This is a genomic window from Variovorax soli, assembly GCF_031454625.1.
Lineage (GTDB): Bacteria > Pseudomonadota > Gammaproteobacteria > Burkholderiales > Burkholderiaceae_C > Variovorax > Variovorax soli_A.
Genome location: NZ_JAVDRF010000014.1, coordinates 1 through 26,284, shown reverse-complemented (window position 1 = coordinate 26,284; position 26,284 = coordinate 1). Strand labels below are relative to the sequence as shown.

The 26,284-nt window shown below is 69.1% G+C and carries 22 protein-coding genes; 5 read left to right on the top strand and 17 right to left on the bottom strand.

The window, feature by feature from the left end; genetic code table 11:
• The first annotated feature begins 48 nt into the window (after nucleotides 1-48).
• Nucleotides 49-1,218 (top strand): citrate synthase family protein, encoded by a 1,170-nt coding sequence (locus J2739_RS24365; RefSeq protein ID WP_309906527.1) that lies wholly within the window; start codon nucleotides 49-51, stop codon nucleotides 1,216-1,218.
• A gap of 64 nt (nucleotides 1,219-1,282) precedes the next feature.
• On the opposite strand, the gene J2739_RS24360 is transcribed toward J2739_RS24365, so the two are convergent.
• Genes J2739_RS24360 through J2739_RS24340 form a run of 5 tightly spaced genes read right to left on the bottom strand, consistent with a single transcriptional unit; the run spans nucleotide 1,283 to nucleotide 9,786 of the window.
• Complete coding sequence (locus J2739_RS24360; RefSeq protein WP_309906525.1) at nucleotides 1,283-2,947, bottom strand: alpha-amylase family protein; 1,665 nt, start codon at nucleotides 2,945-2,947, stop codon at nucleotides 1,283-1,285.
• A 60-nt stretch (nucleotides 2,948-3,007) separates the two neighbouring features.
• Nucleotides 3,008-5,317 (bottom strand): CocE/NonD family hydrolase, encoded by a 2,310-nt coding sequence (locus J2739_RS24355; protein ID WP_309906523.1) that lies wholly within the window; start codon nucleotides 5,315-5,317, stop codon nucleotides 3,008-3,010.
• A complete protein-coding gene (locus tag J2739_RS24350) occupies nucleotides 5,314-7,038 on the bottom strand; it encodes an ABC transporter ATP-binding protein/permease (protein ID WP_309906521.1) in 1,725 nt (574 codons plus the stop codon). Before J2739_RS24350 ends, J2739_RS24355 begins: the two co-directional genes overlap by 4 nt.
• Nucleotides 7,039-7,070: 32 nt before the next feature.
• A complete protein-coding gene (locus J2739_RS24345; protein WP_309906519.1) occupies nucleotides 7,071-8,495 on the bottom strand; it encodes a glycoside hydrolase family 15 protein in 1,425 nt (474 codons plus the stop codon).
• On the bottom strand, nucleotides 8,485-9,786 hold the full coding sequence (locus J2739_RS24340) for a glucoamylase family protein (RefSeq protein WP_309906517.1): 1,302 nt from the start codon (nucleotides 9,784-9,786) through the stop codon (nucleotides 8,485-8,487). Before J2739_RS24340 ends, J2739_RS24345 begins: the two co-directional genes overlap by 11 nt.
• 125 nt (nucleotides 9,787-9,911) lie before the next feature.
• Between J2739_RS24340 and J2739_RS24335 the strand changes: the two genes are divergently transcribed.
• Nucleotides 9,912-12,056, top strand: a complete 2,145-nt coding sequence (locus tag J2739_RS24335) for a glycoside hydrolase family 3 N-terminal domain-containing protein (protein WP_309906515.1) — start codon at nucleotides 9,912-9,914, stop codon at nucleotides 12,054-12,056.
• 52 nt (nucleotides 12,057-12,108) lie between these two features.
• A complete protein-coding gene (locus J2739_RS24330) occupies nucleotides 12,109-13,734 on the top strand; it encodes an alpha-amylase family glycosyl hydrolase (protein WP_309906513.1) in 1,626 nt (541 codons plus the stop codon).
• A 51-nt stretch (nucleotides 13,735-13,785) separates the two neighbouring features.
• Here the strand turns inward: J2739_RS24330 and J2739_RS24325 are convergent, their stop codons facing one another.
• From J2739_RS24325 to J2739_RS24300, 6 genes are all read right to left on the bottom strand, one after another.
• On the bottom strand, nucleotides 13,786-14,367 hold the full coding sequence (locus J2739_RS24325; protein WP_309906511.1) for a DUF1003 domain-containing protein: 582 nt from the start codon (nucleotides 14,365-14,367) through the stop codon (nucleotides 13,786-13,788).
• Nucleotides 14,368-14,455: 88 nt separating this feature from the next.
• Nucleotides 14,456-14,974, bottom strand: a complete 519-nt coding sequence (locus tag J2739_RS24320) for a hypothetical protein (protein WP_309906509.1) — start codon at nucleotides 14,972-14,974, stop codon at nucleotides 14,456-14,458.
• Nucleotides 14,975-15,161: 187 nt separating this feature from the next.
• Nucleotides 15,162-15,914, bottom strand: a complete 753-nt coding sequence (locus J2739_RS24315; RefSeq protein ID WP_309906507.1) for an alpha/beta fold hydrolase — start codon at nucleotides 15,912-15,914, stop codon at nucleotides 15,162-15,164.
• A 131-nt stretch (nucleotides 15,915-16,045) separates the two neighbouring features.
• Nucleotides 16,046-17,005 carry a Bug family tripartite tricarboxylate transporter substrate binding protein gene (locus J2739_RS24310; protein ID WP_309906505.1) on the bottom strand — a complete coding sequence of 320 codons (960 nt, stop codon included), beginning with the start codon at nucleotides 17,003-17,005 and terminating at the stop codon, nucleotides 16,046-16,048.
• A 178-nt stretch (nucleotides 17,006-17,183) separates the two neighbouring features.
• Entirely contained in the window at nucleotides 17,184-18,416 is a 1,233-nt protein-coding gene (locus J2739_RS24305; RefSeq protein ID WP_309906503.1) for a CaiB/BaiF CoA transferase family protein, read from the bottom strand.
• Nucleotides 18,417-18,506: 90 nt separating this feature from the next.
• Complete coding sequence (locus J2739_RS24300) at nucleotides 18,507-19,592, bottom strand: LysR family transcriptional regulator (protein WP_309906501.1); 1,086 nt, start codon at nucleotides 19,590-19,592, stop codon at nucleotides 18,507-18,509.
• Nucleotides 19,593-19,682: 90 nt separating this feature from the next.
• On the opposite strand from J2739_RS24300, the gene J2739_RS24295 reads away from it, so the two are divergent.
• Nucleotides 19,683-20,654 carry an AraC family transcriptional regulator gene (locus J2739_RS24295; protein WP_309906499.1) on the top strand — a complete coding sequence of 324 codons (972 nt, stop codon included), beginning with the start codon at nucleotides 19,683-19,685 and terminating at the stop codon, nucleotides 20,652-20,654.
• 49 nt (nucleotides 20,655-20,703) lie between these two features.
• Here the strand turns inward: J2739_RS24295 and J2739_RS24290 are convergent, their stop codons facing one another.
• The 6 genes from J2739_RS24290 to J2739_RS24265 form a co-directional block, all read right to left on the bottom strand.
• On the bottom strand, nucleotides 20,704-21,918 hold the full coding sequence (locus tag J2739_RS24290) for a PP2C family protein-serine/threonine phosphatase (protein ID WP_309906497.1): 1,215 nt from the start codon (nucleotides 21,916-21,918) through the stop codon (nucleotides 20,704-20,706).
• Nucleotides 21,919-21,920: 2 nt separating this feature from the next.
• The gene (locus tag J2739_RS24285) at nucleotides 21,921-22,415 is read right to left on the bottom strand and encodes a Rab family GTPase (RefSeq protein WP_309906494.1); all 495 of its coding nucleotides are present in this window, start codon (nucleotides 22,413-22,415) and stop codon (nucleotides 21,921-21,923) included.
• Between the two features lie 10 nt (nucleotides 22,416-22,425).
• Nucleotides 22,426-24,294 (bottom strand): OmpA family protein, encoded by a 1,869-nt coding sequence (locus J2739_RS24280; protein ID WP_309906492.1) that lies wholly within the window; start codon nucleotides 24,292-24,294, stop codon nucleotides 22,426-22,428.
• A gap of 43 nt (nucleotides 24,295-24,337) precedes the next feature.
• Nucleotides 24,338-24,970, bottom strand: a complete 633-nt coding sequence (locus J2739_RS24275; RefSeq protein ID WP_309906490.1) for a hypothetical protein — start codon at nucleotides 24,968-24,970, stop codon at nucleotides 24,338-24,340.
• A gap of 88 nt (nucleotides 24,971-25,058) precedes the next feature.
• The gene (locus J2739_RS24270) at nucleotides 25,059-25,502 is read right to left on the bottom strand and encodes an ATP-binding protein (protein WP_309906488.1); all 444 of its coding nucleotides are present in this window, start codon (nucleotides 25,500-25,502) and stop codon (nucleotides 25,059-25,061) included.
• Between the two features lie 7 nt (nucleotides 25,503-25,509).
• Complete coding sequence (locus J2739_RS24265; RefSeq protein WP_309906487.1) at nucleotides 25,510-25,920, bottom strand: STAS domain-containing protein; 411 nt, start codon at nucleotides 25,918-25,920, stop codon at nucleotides 25,510-25,512.
• A 141-nt stretch (nucleotides 25,921-26,061) separates the two neighbouring features.
• Here J2739_RS24265 and J2739_RS24260 point away from each other — a divergent pair.
• The coding region (locus J2739_RS24260) for a hypothetical protein (RefSeq protein WP_309906485.1) at nucleotides 26,062-26,284 on the top strand (223 nt) is incomplete at its 3' end.

Sequence of the window (26,284 nt, the reverse complement as noted above, 5' to 3'; positions counted from 1 at the left end):
AATCTTGATCAATAGAATCAATATATTTAGCTTTTCCTGCATCCGACCATGGCTTCCTGGATTTCGATGGACGAGGCGTGCCGCCTCCTCGGGGTGCGGCCCCAGACGATCTACGCGTACGTCAGCCGCGGCAAGCTGGAGGTGATGGCGGACCCGGCCGATACGCGTCGCAGCCTTTACCGCGCCGAGGATGTGTCCGGCCTGGCAAAGCGCAAACAGGCCGGCCGCAAGCACGAGACCGTGGCTGCCAATACGCTCTTCGGGTCGGAACCCAGCATTCCCACATCGCTGTGCGCGTTCTTTCGCGGGCGCCCGTACTACCGCGGCCAGGATGCCGTGAGCCTGGCCCGAACGGCCAGCCTGGAAGAGGTGGCGCAACTGTTGTGGGGCGCCGGCCAAGCTGCAGATTTTTCATCGTCGAGCCCGACGCGCTCGGCCAAGCCTGGCCGGGCCGCCGCTTTCACGGCCTTGGCCGGCCTGGCTGCCACCGGACACTCCACCCGTGGACGCCTGACCCGGGTGCTGCACACCGAGAGCCAGGGCCTGGTGGGGCGATTGGCCGACGCGTTCGGCGCCCAGCCAGGACGCCAGCCGCTGCACCTGCGCATTGCGCAAGGTTGGAAGCAGTCGCCCAAGGCGGCGGAGTTGCTGCGAACCGCCATGGTGCTGCTGGCGGATCACGAGTTGACCAGCTCGGCGTTTGTCGCCCGCATTGCGGCATCGACCGGGGCCTCGCTGCCGGCATGCCTGCTGGCCGGTCTGACCACGCTCTCCGGCCCCCTGCATGGCGACGCCTCGGGCCGCGTCCAGGCACTGTTCAGCGAGGTGGAACGGCTGGGCGAGGAGCAGGTGGTGGCGCACCATCTGTCGACCGGGCTGCCAGTGGCCGGATTCGGCCACCACCTCTATCCCGAAGGTGATCCTCGCGCAGCCGCCTTGCTGGCGCTGTTCGAGCCGTCGAAGGTGATCGCGCGCTTCATCCGGAAAGTGACGAGCCTGACCGGCTTGCAGCCCAACATCGACGTGGCCCTCGCCGCTCTGGTCGCGAGCCATCGACTGCCGGCCGATGCGGCCTTTGGCCTGTTTGCCATCGCGCGCAGTGTCGGGCTGCTGGCGCACAGCCTGGAACAACTGGAGGTGGCGCAAGTGATTCGCCCGCGCGGGCGCTATGTGGGCCCGCTGCCCGAGACGCCGCAACACCCCCGGGCGCAGGCCTGACGCGCGTCACGATGGCCCGGCTGGCTTCCGGCCGCGCCGCCGCCACGGGCCGGCTGCCCCCGCTTCACACCTCGCTGCGCTTGAGCAGATAGTCGAGCCCGCCGACGCGGAACCAGCGGTAGCCGTAGGGCTCGAGCAGGATGCAGTGCCGTCCGCTGGCCTCTGCCTCGCTGTGGTCCTCCGAGAGAAGGTTGATGAGATGCTCGCCGCCTTCCCCGATGGTGCCGGCGGCCAGCTCGATCTCCAGCGGGTCTGCAACGAGGTTGTGCACGAAGAGCACGAAGTTGTTGCGCCAGTCGTAGCGCATCACCAGCACCGACGACTTGGCCTGCGGCAGCACCTTGAAGCTGCCCCAGCTGACCTCCGGAATCTCCTGGCGCATCCGCAGGGCCCGCTCCGTCCAGTTGAGCAACGAGTCCGGGTCGCGCCGCTGAGCCGCGACATTGACGTGCTCGTAACCGTAGGCACCCCCGGAGATGACGGGCCGCACGGGCTTGCCGGCCGCCGTGAAACCGGCGTGCGGCTCGGTCGACCACTGCATCGGCGTGCGTGCGCAGTTGCGCTCGGGCAGCGACAGGTCGTCGCCCATGCCGATCTCGTCGCCGTAGCGCAGTACCGGCGTTCCGGGCAGCGTCAACAACAGGCTGTACGCCAGCTCGAGCCGGCGCCGGTCGCTGCCGAGCATCGGTGCGAGGCGGCGGCGGATGCCGCGGTCATAGAGCTGCATGTGCTTGTCCGGGGCGAACGCGGCGAAGACCTGTTCGCGCTGGGCGGCTGTCAGCCGGCCGAGATCGAGCTCGTCGTGGTTGCGAAGGAACAGGCCCCACTGCGACGTGGCAGGCCGGGGCCGGGTGGCTTCCAGGGCCTTGACCAGGGGGCGTGAGTCGCCGCTCGCCAGCGCATAGAACAGGTGCTGGTTCACATGGAAGTTGAACATCATGTGGATGCGCTCGCCTTCGTCGCCGAAGTACTGCATGTTGATCCGGGGCAGCACGTTGGCCTCGCCGATGATGATGGCCTGGCCCTGGCGCCATTGCAGCAGTTCGCGGAACTCGCGCAGCATGTCGTACTGCGGCGCCGGCCGCGCGACGTCCGCGCCCTTCCTGGAGATCACGAAGGGCACGGCATCCATGCGGAAGCCCGACACGCCGAGCTGCGTCCAGAAGCCCATGATCTTCAGGATCTCCGCCTGCACGTGCCGATTGCTGGTGTTCAGGTCGGGCTGGAAATCGTAGAAGCGATGGAAGTACCAGCACTTCGCCACCTTGTCGAAGCTCCAGGTCGATTTCTGCACGCCCGGAAAGACCATGCCCTCGCCCGCATTGGCCGGCTTCTTGTCGGCCCACACGTACCAGTCGCGGTAGGGCGAATCGGGGTCCTTGCGCGCCGCCTGGAACCAGGGGTGCTGGTCGGAGGTGTGGTTGACGACGAGATCGATCAGCACGCGCATGCCGCGCTGGCTGGCCGCATGCGTGAACTCGACGAAGTCGCCGAGCGTGCCGAAGCGTGGATCGACGTTGTAGTAGTCGGACACGTCGTAGCCGTCGTCGCGCCCCGGCGAAGTCTGGAAGGGCATCAGCCAGAGGGTGGTGATGCCGAGTCCGTGGAGATAGTCCAATCGTCGCGTCAGGCCTTCGAAGTCCCCGCAGCCATCGCCGTTGGCGTCCATGAAGGTCTCCACCGACAGGCAGTACACGACGGCGTTCTTGTACCAAAGGTCGTTGATCATGGGGCTGCGCTTTCTGGACGGGTGTGGATGTGCTCCATGGAGGGCGGCACGGAGTCGCGCTCAGGGCCTGCCGGTCTGGATCTCGACATGGCTGCGCTCATGCCAGCGCACGCGCACCGGGCGCTTCGCGTCGGCGATGGTCTCCGAGTTCACGTCCTTGCCGCTGCCATAGTTGATCTGCCGGTCGGGGCGCTTGTTGAGGCTGATCAGCAGCACGATGCGGCTGCCCGCCGCAAGCTTGCGCGCGGTCACGCGCTCCGCGGTGAACGCCAGCAGCTGGCGCTCGCCGGCTCGGAGGAGCCGCCGATACACGCGATGGCCGGCGTAGCTGGCGCGGAAGTCGTAGGGCTCGAACAGCAGCTGGTATTCGCCGCTCGCCGTCTGCTCGTACAGCGAGACGTTGAAGTCCATGTCCTGCCGCGACGGCGTGATGTCGAACTCCCCGCGCAAGCTGCCGTCGATCTCGGTGTCCTTCGGCAATGGATCGCTGACGAAGGCGATGCTGTCGCGCATCGGCAGTTGCTTCAGGCGCAGTGCGTCGGGCCCGGGGAGGTGGACATCGCTGCGATCGGCGAGATCGACCGAGAGCCGCGTGCTGCCACCGCTTTCCGATGGCGACGGCGACGGCGCAAGACGATGCAAGCCATCGCGCTCACGGGTGTCGAGGTACAGGCGCAGCGGGGCGCGATCCGGCGCGTCCAGCGTCGGCACATGGCGCCACTCATCGGCGCCCATCACCTCGTAGTTGACACGATCCTGCAGCAGCGCGGGCTTCTTCGCGCGCTTGAAGACGTGGTCGAGCCATTGGTAGCGCAACTCGGGCAGATCGACGCGCGCGACCGGGTCGAGCGCGTAGCCGCGGAGCTGCCCCGCGGTGCCGAGACGGATCGATGCGGCGTCGTACGGGCCGAGCAGCAGTGTCGTGTCGGCCTGCGGCCGATGGCGACGATGCTCGCGGTGGAAGTACAACGCGCCGGCCTCGGCGCCGTAGTAGCCGGCGATGCCGAGCACCGGGATGTCGATCTGCGCAAACTGCTGCGGGGTGGGCAGGAACTTGCGCCAGTAGCGATCGTGGCTGGGGTGCGTCAGCCAGGTGCGGATCAACTTGTTGCGCTTGCCCAGCAAGACGCGGTCCACGTCCCAGTAAGGGCGATGGCCTCGGTACCAGCGTGCGTCGAGTGCCCGCCATCTCGCGTCCCGGGCGGCGTCGGCCGCGGCGTCTGCGCGCGGCGGCGCGGCCATCGCGTGTTCCTGGGCCCAGCGGACCATGGCATTGCGGTAGATCTGCCCCGCCATCGGGAAGTCGATGCCCGGCGCCATCGGCGCGATCGTGGCAATGGCCTTGAGTGCCGGCGGTTTCCTGCGCGCCGCGGCCCAGGCGGCATAGCCGGAATAGCCGTCGCCGAGCATGCCGACCCGGCCGTCGCTCCACGGCTGCCGAGCGATCCAGTCGATGACCGCCGCGGCGTCTTCGCCGTCGCGCACGAACGGCCACACGGCGCCCTTGCCGTCGGGCGTGCGCCCGCGCACGTACGCCGTGACGCCGACGTAGCCCTTGACGGCGCTGCGCTGCGCGTCGTCCTCGGCGGGATCGAGCGTGAAGCGCAGCAGCGTCGGCAGGGCGTCACCCGCGCGGGCGGGCCGCACGATGCTGGCGTGAATGACGACACCGCCACGCACCGGAATCCGGACGTCGGCCTCCGCCAGGTAGCGGCTGCGGTTTTCAGCCGCGATCAGCTCGGGCACCAGCGCAGCGACGCTGCGGCGGGACTCGTACGCAAGCCAGGCGCGCACGAGCGCCACGGCGTCGGCCTGCGGAACGCTGCCCCTTGCGCGCCAGCGATCGAAGGCTTGCCGCACCGGCTCCCTGTACTGCGCCAGCGGCCCTTCGAGCTGCGCCATCAGGGCCGCGGCTTGCGCATTGTCGAGCGGCGCCACCAGCTCCTGGAACGAGCGCGCGTAGGCCTTGGCAAAGCCGATTCGCTCGTTCGCGTCGATCAAGCGCGCACGCGCATAGATGCTGTCGAGGATCGCGCGTTCCGCCAGGGCGTCGAACGGCTTGCCTTGCTGGCGGCCGCGCAGCGACCTGCTGCTGTCGTAGGCCGCACGGTAGGTGCCGCTGACGATCTGCAGCGCGGTCATGTTGGCCAGGAAGACATCCGTGTCGGCTTCCTTGTAGACCGGCACGATGCGCTGCGCCAGGTCTCGCATCAGTTCCACCGCTGCGGCATCGTCGGGATCGCGCGGCGGCCGGAAGCCGAAATCCTGCGCCCAAGCCGGCAGCGCGAGCACCAGCAGCACGAGTGCACGAAGCACACGAAAGATCATGTCCACCTCCGTGCTGCGCACCGCGGTGCAAGCGCCGCTCATGGCAAATCCTCCGAGGCGGCGTCCGGCGCCTTGACCAGACGCACCACCTGCGTGAACAGCCGGTCGTGCGCCTCTCCGGCCGAGCCGATGTGGATGATGCCCGTCTGCGCGAGCTTGCCGTTCAGCACGTCGATGATGAGTTCGAGCGTGTCGTCGTCGAACGCGCCGAAGGCTTCGTCCATCACCAGCCACGACGGCGTCTGCAGCACCACGCGGGCGAAGCCCAGCCGCAGCTGCTCGTCCATGCTGAGCTCGTGCTCCCAGCGCCCCGTCGTGTCCAGCAATGCCTCCAGCCGCTGGAGGCCCACGCTCGCCAGCGCGGCCACCATGGCCTCCTTCGGGTAGTCCGACGGCTCCATCGCATACGACAGCGCTTCGGCCAGCGTGCCGCGGGGAAGGTAGGGCGTGCCGCGCGGCATGTAGTGGATCGTCTCGCCGCGGGGCCGCCGCACGGTGCCCGAACCCCAGGGCCAGAGGCCTGCAAGCGCCCGGAACAGCAAAGTCTTCTCGGCGCCGGGCGCGCCGAGGATCAGCAGGCGCTGACCGGCATGCAGGACGAGATCCGCGGTGTCCAGCCGATCGTGGCCGGTCCAGGCGCGGACCTCGAGCGCTTCGATCGCGAGGGTTCCGGGTTCGCTCTCCACGTAGGCGATGCGGCTGCCGCCCGGTCGTGCCTCCAGATCCGACGCCAGCACCTGGCGCAGGCCCGCGACGCGCAGCAGCGTGGCTCGCCAGTCCGCAATACTGCTGAAGTTGTCGACGAACCAGCGCAGCGACGATTGCGCCTGCGTGAAAGCGGCGGCCGCCATCATCAGGCCGCCGAACGAAACCTTCCCCGAGAAGTACAGCGGCGCGGCCACCAGGATCGGTGCGATGACGGTGACCCAGCCGAAGCCCGCGGTGACCCAGGTCAGGTTGGTCAGCCCGAGCACTACGCGCGACGTGGCGTGCAAGACCTCGCCGAGATGCACGGCGACGCGGCGCTTCTCGTCGGCCTCGCCGCCGGCCAGCGAGATGCCGTCGAGATGCTCGTTGATGCGCGTCAGCGAGAAGCGCAATTCGCCTTCGCGCGCATAGCGCTCCGCGTTGCGCGAGATCAGCCCGTTGCCGACCCAGTAGGTCATCAGCGAGCCGGCGATCGCATAGACGATCGCGGCCCACAGCATGAAGCCCGGCAAGGCATGGTCCTGACCGTCGTAGAAGATGCTGAAGTCCTTGGAGAGCACCCACAGCACGCCCGCGAAGCTGCCGAACAGCATCGCTGCCTGCAGCAGGCCCACGCCGAGGATGACCGACAGATCGCACAGCTTCAGCGTGTCGTCGTGCATGCGCTGGTCCGGGTGGGCGCCCATCGGGCCGCTGCCCTGGAGCCAGAACGCCCGGCGCGGCTGCAGCCACAGCCCCACGAGGTCGGCGACCAGGGCCTCGCGCAGCTTCAGCTGCAAGGTTTCGGTCAGCCACCGCTGCGCGACGTTCAAGACCAGCAGCACGCCTGCAATCACCGCGAAGATGCCGAGCTGCATGATGAAGTCGCGCAGGTCGCGGCGCGAGATCGCGTCGTAGAACGGCTTGTTCCAGCTGTTGAGCTCGATCTGCCCGTACGCCGTCAACGCGACGATCACGATGATCCCGGCCGCCAGCGCGGCCAGCGTTCTCCTGACCGTGGACACGCGCAAGGCGCCGAGCAGCTCGCCGACCTGGCGGACGACACCGGTCCTCACCGCCGGCTCCGCGTGGCTCGGCGACGACGCTGTCATTGGGGCTGCGGCACCTGGCATGCGGCCGCGATGCGGCGCGCCGAGACACAGGAAATAAAGGCGGCGTAGCTCCAGGCCAGGTGCTTCGCCGAGGTCTGCGCGCCGCTGCGCTGATCGAACTGCTCCGACAGATCGCCGCTGGCCGGCGTGTAGGCGCGGACGGTGGCGAGGTAGGCCTCGCCGCGTTCGAACCAATGGCGTGCGTCGCTGCCGCCCAGCGCGGCGGCGTGGAAGCACAGTTCGGCGGCGCCGAGCGTCGAGAAGTAGTACGCGCCGCCCGAGTAGTACACGTCGCCGGCGTACCGGCCCATCGCCGTCCCATGGCCTGCGGCACGGCCGTGGTTGATCGCATAGGCCGCATCGAACAGCGCGTCGAGCCGCGCCAGCGTCGCCTGCATGCGTGGGTCGCCGGGGCCGTGCGCGGCAGGCTTGCGTGCATCGGCCGCGCGCTGCGGGGTTTCGATGCCGAGGCTATGGATCGCCGACAGGATCACCGCGATGTCCAGCGCCTTGGGGCCGGGCTCGCCGTCCGCCAGCACGCGTGAACGGTAGTAGCCGCGCGTCGCATGGCGATCGTCCATTCCTTCGTGGACCCAGTAGCCGTCGAGCAGGCCGAGCACGGCCTGCGATTCCTCGCGGCAGTGCTGCGCCTGCGCCGTCTCGCCCAGGCCATGCAGCCATGCCGCGCCTTCGGCCAGCGCGGCCGCGGAGACGCGCAGGGTGTAGTAGTGATGGCCGCTTTCCTCCTCCCAGATGTCGTACGACGGCTCACGCCAGTGACGCAGCGTGAAGCCGAGGTCGAAGCGGATCAGGTCGGAGACTTCTGCCAGCAGCCCGGCGTCGAGGTGCCCGCCCGCCACCCAGCGCAGCAGCGCCAGTGCGCGCAGCGGCGCCCCGTCGTGCTGGGGGCGCGTCCAGCGGCAGATGTCGAGCGTGCCGTCGGGGTTCACCCGCGTCTCGGCGACCACTGCATCGCCGTAGGCGCTCGCAAGGTCGTCATCCTCGCGCAGGTACTGGAGGAACTCGGGGACCACGCACGCGCTGCGGCCCTGCACCGCGGCAGCCGCGCGCCCGTCGAGCCGGTTCAAGGCCAGGCTGAAGCGGGTGAAATCGCGCACATGCTGCAAGGCTTCGTCGCCGACGCGCCCGTCGACGTAGAGCAGGCGCAGCGCATCGACGATGACGGCGGAATCGCGGAACCAATGGAAGAAGTAGTCCGGGTCCGGGTCGTAGCCCGCGAGCACGGGCGAGGCGACGATGGCGCCGGGGATCGGCCGCACGGTCTGACCGAAGCCCGGCCGGTGCTTGACGATCGACACCGGCGAAATGCTGCGCACCATCTCGCTCGCCGAATGGCGCAGCTGTCTTTCGAGCCAGGACTCGAACGCCGGGTCTTGCACGTTCCCCGCGCTAGAGGTCATGCGTGGACGGTGCGAGATGCGGGCTGCTGAAATCGAGGCGGCGCAGCCCGGCCTGCACTTCGGGCACGCTCATGAACAGCTTCCACAGGAGGCCCGTCCGATGGTTCTCCATCATCACGACGATCGGGCCCTGGTCGATGGCGAGAAAGGTGTCGGCGAACCAGCCGCGCCGTTCGCAGAACGCATCGACGAAGCCGTAGTCCCGCCACACGCGCGCGCCATGCGCGGCGAGGAAATGCCGCGCCACCTGCATGACCTCGGCGGGTGCATACGGCAGGCTGGCAAGCGCGGCCGTCGGCGAGATGGTGCCGTTGTCGATGTCGGGCGCATGCGCGAGGTAGCCGTCGGGGTCGTCGCTGGCGGTCAGGCCCCAGCACGATTCGCCGTAGCCCGGATGGCCTTGGGGGTTGGCGATGCAGTGCGCGCGGTTGATCTGCACGTGGCGGCAATTGAGATCCCAGTAGTCGGCATAGCGATCCTTCAGGCCGCGCGGATCGAGGCCGCAGAACGTGTAGTGCGCGAAGAACAGCGGTCCGCCGAACGGCGGGCCGAGCGGCAGCTCGATGCCGTGGTACGAGCGCCCATTGGCGAAGTCGGGGCCGACCGCGAAGCCGCGGTGGTAGACCCGCGGATCGACCGCGTGGCGCGGCGCGGCCGCGGCCAGCACATAGGTGATGAGGCACTCGTTCCAGCCGCGCACTTCATGGTTCATCGCCCAGCCGTGGTTCGGGCTCCAGTGCCAGTACAGCACGTCCCGGCCACCCTGAGTGAACCAGTCCCATTCGACCTCGTGCCACAGCGTGTCGATGTCGCCGCGCAGGCGGCGCGCGTCGGGCGTGTCCTCGCTGAAGTACTGGCGCGCGCACAGCAGGCCCATGATGAGGTAGGCGGTCTCGACCAGATCGGCCGCGTCGTCCTTGGGGCTCATGGGGATCGTCGCGCCGCTCGCGCCGTCCAGGAAGTGCGGGAAGGCGCCGTGGTAGCGCGTGGCGCGCAACAGGGCATCGCGCATGCGCCCCAGGCGAGCCAGGGCTTCGTCGCGCGTGACCCAGCCGCGCTCGACCGCGACGATCAGGGCCATGATGCCGAAGCCCGTGCCGCCGATCGCGACCTTGTCATCGGCCTTGTCTTCGCGCGTGGGGCCCACGAGCGTGCGGCGGTCGAGCGCCAGGCCGCTGGCCGCGTCCGCACCGTCCCAGAAATAGCGGAAGGTCTGGCGTTGCACGGCCTCGATCAATGCGTCATCGGGCAGGGCCGCCAGTGCCCTCGGGTTCCTGTCATCCTTCAACACGAACAGCTCCTCTCGTCGACGGGTGTGTCACGTTTGGTTTCATCGAGTCGCCGGCGCCACGCGGCCGATCGTCCCCCGCAGCATGCCATTATTGAGCCCCCTTGGGTTCCGCTTTGGAGTCTTCGATGAGTCGTATCGACACCCTCATGGCCCGGATGACGCTGTCCGAAAAGCTGGGCCAGCTGACGATGGTTGCCTCCGGCTACACGGTCACCGGGCCGGTGCTGGCGGGCGACTCCACGCAGTCGATCATCGACGGCACCGTGGGCAATCTGCTGAACATGGTCGGCGCCGGGCCCACGCACGAGGTGCAGCGGCTGGCCATCGAGAAGTCCCGGCTCGGCATTCCGCTGCTGATCGGCCTGGACATCATCCACGGCCATCGCACGCTCTTTCCGATCCCGCTCGCGGAGGCGGGCCTGTTCGACGAAAGCCTGTGGGAGCGCACGGCGCGCGAGGCCGCGCGCGAAGGCGCGGCCGACGGCCTGGCGATGACCTTCGCGCCGATGCTCGACGTATCGCGCGATCCCCGCTGGGGCCGCACGGCGGAGGGCCCGGGCGAAGACGCGTGGCTCAACGCGCGCATCGCGCAGGCGAAGGTGCGTGGGTTCCAGGGGAGCGATCTGTCGTCGGCCGAAGCATTGGCCGCCTGCGCGAAGCATTTCGTCGCCTACGGCGCCGTCACCGCGGGCCGGGAGTACGCCGCCGTGGACATCTCCGAGCGCACCTTGCGCGAGGTCTACCTGCCCGGCTTCGCAGCCGCGGTCCGCGCCGGGGTCGCAACGCTGATGCCGGCCTTCACCGACCTCAACGGCGAGCCGATGACGGCCCACATCCCCTTGCTGCGCGACTGGCTGCGCGGCGAGATGGGCTTCGACGGCGTCATCGTGAGCGATTACAACGCGATCGCGGAGTTGATCAAGCACGGGGTCGCCGCGGACCTGGCCGATGCCGCGGCGCTGGCGCTGAAGGCTGGCGTCGACATCGACATGATGGCGGACGCGTATCGCAAGGGTCTGCCGATCGCGCTCGAGCGTGGCCGGGTGACGATCGAAGACATCGATGCGTGCGTGCGCCGCGTGCTGCGGCTCAAGGAGCAGCTCGGCCTGTTCGACGACCCCTACCGCCGCGGTGCGACCCCGGAGCGCCCGGCAGCGGTCGCCGAGCGGCGCGCGCTGGCGCGCGAGGTGGCCGGCAAGGCCATCGTCCTGCTGAAGAACGAGCGCGACGCGCTGCCCTTGCCTGCGGCGGCCAAGGCGCTGTGCGTCATCGGCCCGCTCGCGGACGCGAGCACCGAGATGAAAGGCCCGTGGTGGGGCGCCGGCGAACACGAGCCGGCGGTCAGCGTGCTCGCCGGCCTGCGCGCCGCGCTGCCGCACACCGACCTGCGCCATGCGCCCGGCGTCGCCATCGAGGGCGGCGACGACAGCGGCATCGAAGCGGCCGTCGCGCTGTGCGAGGGCGCCGACGCCGTCCTGCTGTGCCTGGGCGAGCGCGCGACGATGAGCGGCGAGGCGGCGAGCCGCGCCACGCCCGCACTTCCCGGACGGCAGCAGGCGCTGGCCGAGGCTGTCACCGCCCGCGCACGCGCGCTCGGCATCCCCGTCGTCGCGATCCTGTTTTCGGGCCGCCCGCTCGTCGTGCCCTGGCTGTCCGAGCACGCCGATGCCTTGCTCGCTGCATGGTTCCTCGGGGTGGAGGCCGGCCACGGGATTGCCGACGTCGTCACCGGCCGCGTGTCGCCCAGCGGGCGCACGCCGATGAGCTGGCCGCGCGCCATCGGCCAGGTGCCGATCTGGTTCGGCCAGCGACCCACCGGCCGGCCGATGAATCCCGCCGACTACTTCACGAGCAAGTACCAGGACGTCGACAACACGCCGCTGTTCGCCTTCGGCCACGGCCTGACCTACGGCCGGTTTTCGTACGACGAGCTTCGGGTCGAACCTCGGCGCGTGCGCGAGCAGGACACGCTGAAGATCGGCGTCAGCCTGCGCAATGCCGGCACGCGCGAGGCCGAAGAGACCGTCTTCCTGTTCGTTCGCGGCAAGCTGGGCCGCGTCACGCGGCCGCTGCTGGAGCTCAAGGGCTACGCGAAGCTGCGATTGAAGCCCGGCCAAGCGGGCTCGGTGACGCTGGCGCTGCCGGCGGCCGAGTTGCGCTACCTCGGGCCGGACCTGCAGCCCTTGTTCGAGGCTGGCGAGGTCGAGATCCTCGTCGGGGCGAGCGCCGACCCGACAGGGTTGCTGCGCCAGACCATCGAGCTGTGTTGAAACCCTGGCATCGCCGAGCAGCACGGCGTCGGCGAAAACTGAAAGGATGCGGATGTCAGCAGACGACTGGTGGCGGCACGGAATCTTCTATCAGATCTACCCAAGGTCTTTTCAGGACAGCAACGGCGACGGCATCGGCGACCTGGACGGCATCCGTGCGCGGCTCGACCATCTGGTCGCGCTCGGCGTCGACGCCGTCTGGATCTCGCCGATCTATCCGTCGCCGATGGCCGATTTCGGGTACGACATTTCCGACTATTGCGACATCGATCCGTGCTTCGGCACGCTGGCGGGTTTCGATACCCTGGTCAGCGAGGCGCATGCGCGCGGACTCAAGCTGGTCCTGGACTTCGTGCCCAACCACACCTCTGACCGGCATCCCTGGTTCATGCAGAGCCGCAGCGCGCGCGGCAATCCGCGGCGCGACTGGTACCTGTGGCGCGACCCGGCACCCGACGGCGGTCCGCCCAACAACTGGCTCAGCAACTTCGGCGGCCCGGCCTGGACGCTCGATCCTGCAACCGGACAGTACTACTGCCATTCCTTCCTGAAGGAGCAGCCCGACCTCAACTGGCGCAACCCCGAGGTGCGCGCCGCGATGCATGAGGTGCTGCGCTTCTGGCTGCGGCGCGGCGTGGACGGCTTTCGCGTCGACGTGCTCTCCGACCTCATCAAGGACGCGCAGTTCCGCGACAACCCGCCCAACCCGGCCTTCGTCGCTGGCCAGGACCCGGCGCACCGCTGGCTGCCGCTCTACAGCACCGACCGGCCCGAGATGCCGCAGGTCGTGGCCGAGATGCGGCGCGTGGTCGACGCCTTCAGCGATGCGGCGTCCTCGCGCGTTCTGATCGGCGAGCTCTACCTGCCGCTCTCGCGCCTGGTCGCCTATTACGGGCGCAACGACGCAGGCGTGCTCGAAGGCGTGCAGCTGCCCTTCAACTTTCAACTGATCGCGGCGCAGTGGCAGGCGCGCAGCATCGACCGCCTGGTGCGCGACTACGAAGCCGCCTTGCCCGCGGGTGCCGCGCCGAACTGGGTCCTGGGCAACCACGACAAGCCCCGCATCGCGAGCCGCGTCGGCCCGCAGCTGGCGCGGCTGGCGGCCATGTTGCTGCTCACCTTGCGCGGCACGCCCACGCTCTACTACGGCGACGAGATCGGCATGACCGACGTCGCCATCACGCCAGAGGAAGTCCAGGATCCCTTCGAGAAGCGCGTGCCGGGCAGGGGCCTGGGCCGCGATCCGCAGCGCACGCCGATGCAGTGGAGCGACGCGCCGCAGGCCGGCTTCACGACCGGCACGCCGTGGCTGCGGCTGGCGGACGACTGGTCCGAGCGCAACGTCGAAGCGCAGGCGCGCGACCCCGCATCGATGCTGACGCTCTACCGGCAGCTGATCGCGCTGCGCCGCGCGCAGCCGGCGCTGAACCGGGGCGACTACGAGGCGCTCGAATGCGAGGGCGACGTGCTGGCGTACGCACGCCGGTTCGAGGCGCAGCGGGTGGTGGTGCTGTTGAACTTCGGCGCGGGCGAGGCCGCATGGGAGCCCACACTGCTGCCGGCCGGATCGATCGTGCTGGCATCGACGCATCCCACGCGCGCCGGGTCCGTGGAGAATGCACCGCTGCTCCTCGCGCCGTACGAAGGTGTCGTCATCGGCTTCGCATCGGCGCCTTGATGCACGGCATCCATGGGGTGGCGGCCGCGCAGCCCTCCGGGCGGACCGCGCTCACCCGCTGGCCTGTTCCATCTTGCGCTCGGTGTCCTGAATGCGGTCGAGCACGCGCTCCGGCGCAATGTCCTTGGACAGTTCCTCGAGCTCGGGGTCGTGCGCCTCGGGCACGTCCATGCGCCTTGCGATTTCCGTGACCAGGGTCACCACGCGGGTGATCTCGTGCTCGGCCAGCAGGCTGATCTGCAGATCCAGATCGGCGCGCTCGTCTGCCACCTTGACCATCCTGTTCTGACTGATCATCACGAAGGTGGAAATGAAGATGGCCTCGACCGAGGCCACCATCGCCAGGATCACGAAGGTCGGATCGAATTTTGGAATGAAGCCGATCCAGCCCAGGTTCACGACGATCCAGCCGCCGTAGAGGACCAGATGCAGGTACACGAAGTTCATGCTGCCCGCGAAGCCTGTGATCGCGTCGGCGACCCGGTCCTGCACGCCGGTGACGGCACGCATGTCCTGTCTGTGCTTGATGAGCGCGGCGATGTTGCGATCGATGACCACGCCCATCGTGGACGGCCCATCCGCATCGTCCCGCGGTGGCGGAGTGAGGCTGTCGGATTGCGCTGTCGCTGCCACGTCGGGCTCCTGTCCGCGGATTCGTGTCGGTGGCCGGGAACCGGACAAGGCGCTCGCGGTCGTCACCGCAAGCGCCTCGCGGGTCTGCTCATCGACCGTCCCGGTCCGAGTCCCCCGGTATCGCACGCTCCACGGTGTCGCTCACCCGTTGCCATGCGTCTCGACTGGCATGCTTGGCCTGGCTCCATTCGAGGGAGGAGCGACCTCGAGCGCTGGCCCAGCGGTTGCTCAGGTCGGGTTCCACCTCGTCGAACGGACGGTTCGGGTAGCGCGTGTACGCATCCACGCCGTACATGTAAGCCGGACCGTAGTCGTCATAAGAGCCGCCTGCCACGTAGGGACGGCTCGTGTAGTTGTCGCGCCAGTACGCATCTTCGGCGGCGGGGTCGACGGCATTTGCAATGCCCTTTCCGGCCAGGGCGCCGACCACCGCACCAGCGGCGGCGCCGATCGCTGCACCGACCGGGCCGGTCACGCCACCCACCGCCGCACCCGCTGCCGCTCCGCCGGCCACGCCGCCCGCCGCGCCGCCGATGACGGCACCGGCGCCCGTGGCGACGGGGTGCGAATCCTTGTCATTGCCCGTGGGCACATTGCGCTCGTCCATGATGTCTCCTGTTGAAGGGTTGAGGGTCTGCAAAGGCTGAACCCTCACCCCGGGGTCATCGGTAGCGCCGTCCCTCATCGCCATGCAAGGGGCTTCCCCTTGGATCTGCCAGCGTTCACCTACAGGTGCCTGGCGCGCAAATCGGGTGGCGAAGATGCCGGCCGCGGACTCGCCAGCCGCACCGGCCTCATGTGAAGGAGGCGACCCAGTCCCAGACCCGCTCGGGCGCTTCGACCATCACGTTGTGGCCATGCGCCCCCAGCTCCGAGGCATCGGGATCGAGTGCGCGAAGCTGCTCCGTCGTCACCAGGGCGTCGTCGCGGCCGCGCCCCAGATGGACCGGGCAACGGGCCAGTGCCATCAGCTCGGACATCGGCGGCTTGCCGACCCCATGGGCTCGAGGATCCATGGCGAGACACCAGCCGTCATCGCTGCGCCGGATGCCTCGCGCGGCCACAGGTGCCGCCGCGCCGGCGATCCCGGCGAGGCCGGAGACCTTCAGGTACCGCTCCCACGCGTCCTGCTCGGTGGAGAAGCGCCTGGCGGGCTGGGCGGCCAGGGCGTCCATGCGGCGCAGTTCATCGTCGCTCCACGCGACCTTGATGCCGGCACCGAAGACCTGGTGCGGGATGACGCCGAACCAGCCCGTCCCCAATGCGAGCCCGATCACGCCGCCCAGCGAGTGCCCCAGCACCACCAGCCGGCCCGTCGGATCGACATGCGGCAGGACGGCGCGTGCGACCGTCGCGGCCGTCTGGCCGATGGCGTAGGCGTCCTGGCTTTCGGACCGGCCGTGGCCGGGCAGGTCCAGGACGACCCAGCGGCCGGCCCATCGACGGCCCGCCCCGGCGCACAGGGGCGACCACACCGCCCCGGTCGCGCCCAACCCATGCAGCATGAGCAGCAGGTCCGGCCCTTCGCCGCCTTGTTCCATGTACATGTCGGTCGCCTCCAACGCAATTTGGATGGCGCGAGACTACCCGCACCTGCGCATGCGCACCACTGAAGCCGTTTTCAAGGACAAGCGTCGGCCCTGCCCGTTGGCGCGCGCGGCGCGCATCGCCGCCTTCCTCAGTGCGTCTGCTTCGGCAGGTTCAGGCTCTGCAGCATCGGCACCCAGCGATTGAACTCGGTGTTGACGAAGGCCGCCAGTTCCTCCGGCGTGCCGCCACGCGGCTCCATGCCGACGGCCCGTGCGCGCTCGACGAAGTCCGGATCGGCGATCACCTGGTTGACGGCGCGGTTCAGCCGTTCGATCGCCTCCTTGGGCGTGCCGGAGGGCACCGAGAGCGAATACCACAGGAGTGCCTCGAGGTCGTAGCCCTGTTCCTTGAAGGTCGGTGCGTCCGGCACCTGCGGCATCCTCTTGCTGTCCATCACCCCCAGGACCCGGAGCTTGCCGCTGCGGACAAAGGGCAGCGAGCCGGTGATGGAGGTGCCGTGGATGTCGATCTCCCCGCTCAGCAGCGCCTGGATCGCGGGCGCATCGCCGTTGAAAGGGATGTGCGTGGTGCTGAAGCCGTTGCTCTTCTCGAAGCTCAGGGGCGCCAGGTTGGTCAGGATGGCCGCGCCGGGCGAACCCCGGTTGATCTTGCCGGGATGGGCCTTGGCATACGCGACCATCTCGCGGATGTTCTTGTAGGGCAGGTCGACCCGACCGACGACGATCGCGGGCTGGTAGGCGATCTGCGAGACCGGCGCGAAGTCCTTCTTGGGATCGTAGGGCAGCTTGTCGAACAGGATGGTGTTGTTGGCGAGCGTGCCCAGCGACGACACGAGCACCGTGTTCCCGTCCGGGCGGGACCGGGCCACGTAGTCCGCGGCGACGATGCCGCTCGCGCCGGGCTTGTTGTCGACGATGACCTGCGTCCCCCGCTTGCCGAGCTCGGCCGCCAGGAGGCGCACGTACTGGTCGGTGCCGCCGCCCGCGGCGAAGGGAACGACGATGCGGATGGGCTGCTGCGCCTGGGCCGGCCCCAGCGCCGCGACCAGCCCGAACAGCACGCCGGAAATGAATTTGCTGAAGCTCACTTTTGTCTCCTGATTGACGCTCACAGGGCCTCTGGATGCTGGCCCTGGCCTGCGCCGTGGCGGCGATGTCCGACCGAGCCGGCGCGCTGGGCCAGTCTAGGACGGGACCGGCCACGCCGACGTGCAAGGAATGAAAAGCAGCTTTGTATGCCGTGCACGCGGGCCGGGCGCGCCCGCTTCACCCTGGCCGCGCGGATGGGTCGACAGGCGCGGCCCTGACGACCCCCTCGGCCTTCAGCGCCGCGATTTCCTCCGGCCCGAACCCCGCCTCGCGCAGCACCTCCTCGGTGTGCGCGCCGTGCGCCGGCGCAGCCTGGGTCGGCCGGCGCGGCGTGTCGGCCAGCTCGTAGGGCAGGCCGAAGCTGGGGTAGCCGGGCCGCTCGCCGTTCGGCGCCACGTCGATCACCATGCGGCTCGAACGGAAGTCCTCGCCTGCCAGGGCCTCGCTGTAGCTGCGCACCACGCCGACCACGATGCTGTTGCGCGTGAGCAGTTCCACGCACGCCTGCGTACTGCACTGCGACAGCCGCGCGCTCACCGCCTCCTTCATGGCGGGCCGGTTGGCGACGCGCAGCTCGTTGGTGAGGAAGCGTGCGTCCGTCGCCAGTGCCGGCGAGCCGATCGCCTCGCACAGCCGCACCCAGTGCGACTGCACGTAGGCCGAGACCACCACCATGCCGTCGCGAGTGCGGAAGATGTCCGCCGCGGGGGCGTTCATCGGCTGGCCGTCGCCGCTGCGGCTGGGCTCCACGCCGCGCACCATGTAGTCGCTCCAGTTCGGCAACTGCAGGTTCAGCGCCACCTCCAGCAGCGAGACGCGGATGGTCTCGCCGATGCCTGTGCGCTCGCGCCGGAACAGCGCCGCGAGGGTGGCCTGGGCCCCCACCTGCACCGTCGCGGCGTCGATGATGGTCGCGCCCACCTTCTGCGGCAGCCCGCCGGGCTCGCCGGTGACCGACATCATTCCGCTTTCCGCCTGCGCCGCGATGTCGTAGCCGGGCCGGTCCCGGGAGGGCGCCTCGGCCGGGAAGCCGGCGATCGACACGTGGACCAGGCCGGGGTGCTGCGCGCGCAAGGCCTCGGCGCCCAGGCCCAGCGCCTCGGCGGCGCCCGGCCGCAGGTTCTGCACCAGCACGTCGGCGCCCGCGATCAGGCGGCGCGCGATCTCCTTGCCGCGCGGCTGGCGCAGATCGAGCGCGATCGACTTCTTGCTGCGGTTGTAGGCGCGCAGCATGGCGTGGCCGAAGTGGCCGGTGTGGCGCGCCATGTCGCCTTCCATCGATTCGATCTTCACCACCTCGGCGCCGAGGTCGCCGAGCGTCATCGCGGTGCCGGGCCCTGCGATGTAGTTGCCAAGTTCGATGACGCGGATGCCTTGCAGGGGTGGGGGAGGAGCGGCTCGTTCGTTCATGCGCAGACTCTAGGAGCGCGCGGCGGCGATCGGACAGCGGCCCGTGCAAAGCTGCTTTGCAAGGCGCGCGGCAACGCGTCGCGGACGGCCTCAGCGCGCGCCGCTCTCCCGCAGCGCGTCAGCGATGAAGTCGACGAAGGCGCGCACCTTCAGCGGCAGCGTGCGGCTCTGGCGGAACACCGCGTAGATGCCGTTGGAGAAGGCCCGCACCGCGAACCGGTATTCGGGCAGGAGCCGCACCAGCGAGCCGTCCACGATGCAGCTGCGGATGGTGGGCTCGGACAGCAGTGCGATCCCCATGCCACCGATCGCGGCCAGCCGCAGCAGCTCGCCGTTGTTCGAGCTCAGCACGCCCTGAATCGCGAGTTCCTGGGGCTCGCCCTGCTCGTCAATGTATTTCCAGGTCGTGGTCTCCCGCTCGCGGCGGTAGGTGAGGCATCGCACCTGCGTCAGGTCGCGCGGATGCCGGATGCGCGGGTGCGCCTTGACGAAGGCGGGGCTGGCCACCAGCACCTCGTCGCTGCTGAGCAGCCGCTTGATCACGAAGCTCGAATCGTTGGACTCGCCGGTGCGGATGTCGATGTCGAAGTCCTGCTCCACCAGGTTCACCGGATGCTCGGAAAGCTCGATCTCCACCTGGATGTCGCGGTACTGCTCGGCGAAGCGCGGCAGCAGCGGCGCGATCACGCGCAGGCCGACCTGCGTGCGCGAATGGATGCGCAGCCGCCCTTCGGGCCGCAGCTTGGAGTTGCGCGCGGCTTCCTCCGCCTCGGCCATCGCCTCCAGCACCACCTCGGCGCGCTCCAGGAAGGCCCGCCCGGCCTCGGTGGCCTTCAGCTTGCGGCTGGTGCGGTCCACCAGCTGCGCCCCCAGTTCCTCCTCCAGCGCGCTGATGCGGCGCGAGATGGTGGCGGGGGACAGGCTCAGGCTGCGCGCCGCCGCCGAGAGGCTGCCTTTGCGAAGCGTGATCACGAAGATCCGCAGGGTGTCGAGCGCCTTCATGTCGAAGCATGCCAAGCGGCTGTGCGCAGGCGCCTCGCGATGGATGTCGGAATGTTCATGCGGATGCAGCAGCGAAGCAGGCCTGTGGGCGAGCGGAAGCTTCGGCCGGGTTCCGGCATTGTCGTCGCTGCGCCGTGCCCGCCGGCGCTTGGGGTCGAGCGATGGAAGGGGCACCTTGCGCGATCCTTGCGCATGTTTGCACGATCCTGCAACCGGGGAGCCGGGGACGAGACAAGCGGCGCCAAGCTGCTTAAGCTTCGGCGCATGCTGACATCCCTCCAGAAAGCCCCGCAGGACGACCGCTCATCGGAGCAAGTGCAGGTCACCGTCTTGCGAGCCGAGCTCGCCGCCCTGATCGACCGGCTCACCGGCGGGGCCGACGGCATCCATCCCACGGCCGTCCCGCGCCTGTCGCTCGCGCGGGTCGCCCATGCGCCCCAGCATCCCGTGCATGCGATCCACGATCCGGCCTTCTGCGTGCTCGCGCAGGGCAGCAAGCGGGTGCTGCTGGCCGACGAGGTCTACATCTACGACAGCGGCCAGTACCTGGTGGTCGCGCAGAACTTGCCCGTGTCGGGCCAGGTGATCGACGCCTCGCCCGAGGCGCCCTACCTCGGCCTCAAGCTGAGCTTCGACGTCAAGGACATTGCCGCGGCGGCGCTGGAGTTCAGCTACGCCGAGGCCGGGCCTGCGCGGGCTTCGCCGCGCGGGATCTACACGGGCGAGCTCTCCACGGCCGTGCTGGACCCGGTGCTGCGCCTCGTGAAGCTGCTGGCTTCGCCAGAGGACGTGCCCGCGCTGGCGCCGCTGATCGTCCGCGAGATCCTCTACCGCCTGCTGAAGTCGCCCGAGGGCTGGCGCCTGGCCCAGATGGCCATGGTGGACAGCCAAAGCCAGCGCATCACCCAGGCCATCAGCGTGCTCGCGCGGCGCTTCCAGGAGCCGCTGCGTGTCGAAGCGCTGGCGGAAGAGGTCCACATGAGCGTGTCCTCGCTGCACCACCACTTCAAGGCGGTCACCGCGATGAGTCCGCTGCAGTTCCAGAAGCAGCTGCGCCTCCAGGAGGCGCGGCGCATCATGATCAGCGAGCACGTGGACGCCGCCACGGCGGGGCATCGCGTGGGCTATGAAAGCCAGTCGCAGTTCAACCGCGAGTACAGCCGCTTCTTCGGATCGCCGCCGGTGCGGGATGTGAAGCGGCTGCGGGAGCTGCAGCTGGGGCGGGTGAGTAGCTAGCTCCCGCTGCGAAGCTCGGGGGCCAGGGCGCCCAAGACAGTGCCCGCGCTCACAGCACCATCTCGATGATCGTGAAGTCGTCCTCGAGCGGCCCGGCCCCGTGCATCTCCCGCGCGAAGTCCAGCAGCCGGTCGAGTTCGGACTCTCCGTGGCGCACAGGCCGCGCGAGCGCTTCGGCGAGGTCGGAGAACGCCAGCATGGAGCCGTCCGGCCGGGTGATCTCGTAGGTCCCGTCGCTGAACACGAACAGCCGGGCGGGCGATTGCAAGCTGCAGTGCTCTTCGGCATAGCGGGCGGCCGGCGAGATGCCGATGCTGGGGCCGCTGGCCTTCAAGGCACGGCATTCACCCGCGGCTTCGGGCGCGCCGCTCACCAGCATGGCCGGCGGATGGCCGGCCGAGGCATAGCGCAGCCCGCCCGTGGCGCGGTGATAGACCCCGTACCAGACGGTGCAGAACAGCTCGCCGTGGCGCTCCATCTGGTAGGCCTGGTTGAGCGCGGCGAGCACGTCGGCGGGGCGGCGGAAGTCGGTCCGCGGCAGGGCCTCGGAACGCAAAGTGTCGGCGACGGCAACGGAGAGCAGGGCGGCGCCCACGCCGTGGCCGCAGACATCGATCAGGTAGAGCGCGAAGTGCTCGTCGTCCACCCAGTGGTAGCCGAAGGAATCGCCGCCCAGCTCGGTCGAGGGCACGAAGCGCCAGTCGACCACGAGGGGTTCGGACAGCGGGGCCGGCAGGATGCTGCGAACGTAGCGCTCGGCGTCCCGCAGTTCGTGCTGCAGCCGGTCGTGGGTACGCTGCAGCGCTTCGCGCGATGCGGCGAGCTCGCTGTGGGCGCGCCTCAGTTCCTGGTTGGCCGCCTCGAGCTGCTCGATCAGCCGGGCCTCGCGCTGGCTGAGCAGGGTCATGTCGTAGGCCTTCTGCTGCACCCGCTGCGCTTCGTCGTGCTCCGCCGTCACATCGAGCAGGACGATCCAGACGGTGCCGCCATCGGCGAAGAAATGGACGTCCGCCACCCGCCCGCTGGGCATCTCCATGGAGCGTAGAAGAAAGGGACTCTCCGGCAGCGGCAACAGGCCCTCGAGGAAGGAGATCTGGTCGCTCGCGGCGTCGCCGGGCCGGATGCCGTCCAGGCCGTAGTGCGCCAGATCGCCGCCGGCATGCACCAGCGTCTGTGCGTCGTCGACGGCCAGGTGCGCGAGCACGCGCTGGCCGTGGACCAGCAGCATGAGCGAGTCGGAAATCTGCGCCGGCAGGTCCAGCATGGCTACCGCGCGAGAAGCGCCGCCAGGTCCTGGAAGCTCGCCTCGACGCCCTCGCCGGTCTTGGCACTGGTGCGGCGGAAAAGCCATCCACCTGCCTCCAGTGCCTCCAGCCGCTGCGGCGGAAGGGCCCACTCCTCCTGGAGGTCCGCCTTGTTGAGCAGGGCCAGGAAGGGAACGCGGCCGGCTTGCGCGACGACCCGGGTCTGGATCGACGCCGCGGTTTCCAGGGTTTCGGGGCGCGTGCCGTCCACCACCAGCAAGTAGCCGGCCGCACCGCGCAGGTAGCTCAGCCGGACGGCCGACATTTCGTCCTCGCCGGCAATGTCCCAGAGGATCAGCGCCTGCTGCTCGGTGCCGACGGTCAGTACCTTCTTGTCGATCTTGACGCCGACGGTGGTGAGGTAGGCATCCGAGAAGATGGTGTCGACGAACCGGCGCACCAGGCTGGTCTTTCCGACCCCGAAGGCGCCGAGCAGACAGATCTTCTTTTGCAGCATGCAGGGTTTCCTAATCGCTGGTGCCGACGACGAAGGACACGCGCCGGTTCATCGACAGCTCTTCCTCGCTGGCGCCGGGTCGCAGCGGCTCCAGCGGGCCGGCGCCACGTACGGAGAGCAGGGCCGGGTCGATACCGCGTGCCCGCAGCATGGAGCGCACGACCTCGGCGCGCCCCAGGCTGAGGGCGAGGTTGGCCGTGTCCTTGCCGGTGGCATCGGCATGGCCGACGATCGTGACGCGCACCGAAAAGCCCAGGCCGCGGGCCACCCGCACCAGCTCGCGCAGTTCCTCGGCAACGGTGTCGAGCTCGAGGCCTTGCTCGGCGGTCGGCCGCGGCGCGTTGTTCTCGAACGGGATGACGTGGGCCTGGAGGGCGTCGCGCAGGCGGATGTAATCCGGGTCCTGCACGTCCTTCAGGGCGCTGAGATCCACCCGCGGCGCGCCGGCGGGCAGGCTGTTCGCGAAGGCGCGCGCCTTGTCCACCCAATGCTGCGGGGCGCTGCCGTCGGCGCGGATGCCGTTCGCATCCTCCGAGAGGCGGACAGTCGGCGGTGGATTCAATGTCGCTTGCAGGCGCTTCAGCACGATGGCCGGATGCAGCGCCTGGTAGGGTTCCCAGCGGCCGACGATGCGCGCCGGGTCGAGCTTCGCCGGGTCGAGCAGGGTCTCCGGCTGCGCTGCCAGCGGGTCGCGCAGGCCGGACACCCACCACTTGCCGTCGTGGCGGTCGGCGCCCATCACGACGATGCCGGGCTGCTCGCGCAGCGCCTCCACGTAGTCGTCGACACGCTGACCCTCGATGAGCCGCTGCGCGATCCATCCGGCGAGCAGCAGCAGCAGGACCAGGGGAACGGCCCAGAGCAGGGGCGACAGCCTTCTCTTCGACTCGGCCGCCTGGGACCACAGCGTGGGCCGCAGCCGCTGCTGGGCGGTCTCTTCGAAGGGCGCGGTGTCGCCTTGGAATTCATCGAGCGCCGTGCGCCAGTCCTCATGGATGGCGCCCAGCGTCTCCCCGAGCGCCACACGCAGCGCCGGGGGCGGGTTGCCATGGATCACCGCCGCGAGAAAGGCCGAGGGACCTTCCTCGCACCACAGCAGCAGATCGCCCAGCCGCAGGCTGTCGATGCTGCGGCCCTTGGCGCCGCCCTCGGCGGATTCGTCGAAGGAATCGCGCACGAAATCCTGGATCGCGGAGAGCATGGCCGACACCAGCTGCGGGTCGCGCGAGGTCGCGTCGTCCGCGGCCTCGTGCGCCAGCAGCAGGCCGGTCTTTCGATGCACGAGGAACAGGTGCTCGACACGGAACACGGCGGTGTGCCGCAGCACCACCTCGGCGAAGGGGCTGCCGCTGCGCCAGGCCTCCAGGCGCCACTTGAGGCCGCGCCATGACAGGCTGTGCTTGAGCGCCTGATTCAGCGACTGCAGCTTGCCTTCCAGGGTCTCGGCGATGGCCTTGCGGATGGCCGGGCCCATGACGGGATACAGGATGTCGACCATGGTGTCCGGGTTCTTCCGGATCGATGCCTGGGTGGCCTTTTCGACCGTGGGGGCGATCACCTGGCCGAGCCGCTCGTCCTGCGCCGCCAGCTCGAACGCGGCCGGCAACACCGCGCCTACCGCATCGGCGAACTCGCGCGGATCGTCGAACTTGCGCTGCAGCCGCGCCAGCGCCACCTGCTCTCGTTCGAGCAGCACATCACGCAGCGCCTCGAGCCGGCGATCGGCCTCGGGGCGCGGCGGCTGCGGCAGCGGCACGACCACGTCGGGGTTGACGCAGCGGGCCAGTTCCAGAAGCAGGCCGGCGAGCCGGCGGCTTGGGTTTTCTTCGTCGGCACCGCCGGTCCCGCTCGTCGCGGCCAGCGGCAGGCGCGCTGTCACGGCGCGTCCCCCGTCCCGGCGTGCGGCCGCGGCCCCGCGGCGATCAAGCCCGCTCGCCGTTGCCGCCGCCCTTGGGCGACATGTCCTGGTTCAGGCATTTGGCGATCTCGACGAACAGTCCCGCGAGCAGGTTGCGATCGGTCTTCACGTTGCTGAGCTCGGCGAACATCCGCTCGATGGTGGCGCGGGTGTCGTCCTGGCGCCGGCGCATCTCGTCGCGCAGGCCCTGGATCTCATGGCCCAGGCTGTCGGTGAATTCGCGGCCCTGGCGCGCGAGCTGGTCGGAGACCTGGGCGAGACGCTTTTCCAGCGTCTGGGTCTGCTCACGCAGGTTTCGCTCCAGCTCCTTGTCGGCGTCGCTGCGCAGGTCCTTCTCCTCGCGGAATTGGCCGGCGACCGACTCGAGCTGTTTCTTGATGGTCGCTTCGAGGCTGGTCAGGCTGCGGGAGGACTCCGACTCCTGGTCGCGCAATCTTTGCTGGAAACGATCCTCGAGCACGGAGAAGCGCTTGTCGTAGTCCTGCATCTGGTTGCCGAACAGCAACTCGCGCATCTTGTCGACCCCCGAGGCCTCGCTGGGGCCATTGGCGCCGTTGGGCTGGGCCGCAAGGGCCGCCTGCGCGGCCAATGCGCTCTGGGTGTCGATGGTGGGGAGGGTTTTGGCTGCAGTTCCCATGGCGTGATTTCCTCGTAGTGATGCTTGTGAAAGGTGGCGCCGTGGGGACGGCGCCCGCGGGAAGGCTGGCGTCGGGCGGCTCGTTCGTTCAGGGCGGCACCGTCGGCCGGAAAAGAAGGGTCAGGCAATTGCGGCCGTCTTCGCGGCGGTATTGCATGCCGTCGGAGAAGCGGCGAACGATGGGAATGCCCCAGCCGCCGACGTGCGCCTCCTGGAGGCTGCCCGCAGGCACCGGCCCCGGCGTCTGCAACGGGTCGAAGGGACATCCCTCGTCCTCGACTTCCAGCGCCACGTCCTCGCCTTGCCAGCCCAGGCGCAGGAAGATGCTGCCGTGCGTCGCCGCATCGCCGCTGCCATGGGTCATGATGTTGGTCACCGCCTCGGTCGAGCAAAGATCGAGGTGCTGCGCGACCCGGGTGGGAAGGCTTTGGCGCTGCGCCCAGTCGCGCACCCACGCGCTCACGCGCGAAAGCTCGCGCAACTCGGAGCCGACGATCAGGGAGGCCTGCCGCTCCCTGTCGCTGGAGGACATCCGGGCCTCACTCCGCTCCCGCCTTCAGCGCGCTGAAGGCGGTATCGACGTCGGGGTACAGCGGGATGATCGTGTCGATGCCCGCCACCTTGAGCACGTCCTCCACCAGCGGCTGGGGGCTCGCCAAGGCCATTTCGCCGCCGCGCTGCTTCTGGGCTCTCGCGTTGGTGATCAGCGTGCGGATGCCGATGGATGCCAGGAACGACACCTCGGACATGTCGACGACGGCGAAAAGTTTGCGGGTCGCGACGAGCGCGGAGAAGCGCATGTCGATCTCTTGGGTGCCGGCGCTGTCCAGGCGCCCGATCAGGCTGATCTTCTCGATGCCCTCAGCCAGTTGCTCCGTCCTTAGCTCCATGCCACCTCCGTTTTGGATGTATCGATGAGCGTTGAACCGGCAGTCGCCCTCCCAGCGCAAGGATCGCTCCAGCCGCGTCGGCTCTTCTGGGCCGACAAGGGATGGTGAGCGTCTTGCGATCAACAAGCAGGAACTTTTGTAGCATACGCGCAAAGGGCGGCGGCGTCGACACGCGTGAACTGGGCGGTACGCGCTGCTTCCTTGATGCAAGCGGACTTGTTGCCTGTCGGTCCGGGCCGGCGGGATGAAGAGCGCTTCGCGTTCGATCGCATGCGGCGCCTGCACGGGATCATGGTCACGGAGGCACTCGCAAGATTTGCGCGACAAAAAACGAGTTTGTTTTTGCTGCCGGCGCGACTACAGTCCGCGGCACCAAAAACAAGGGAGTCCCCCGTGAAGAACAAGATCGCTGCCTTGCCGGCGG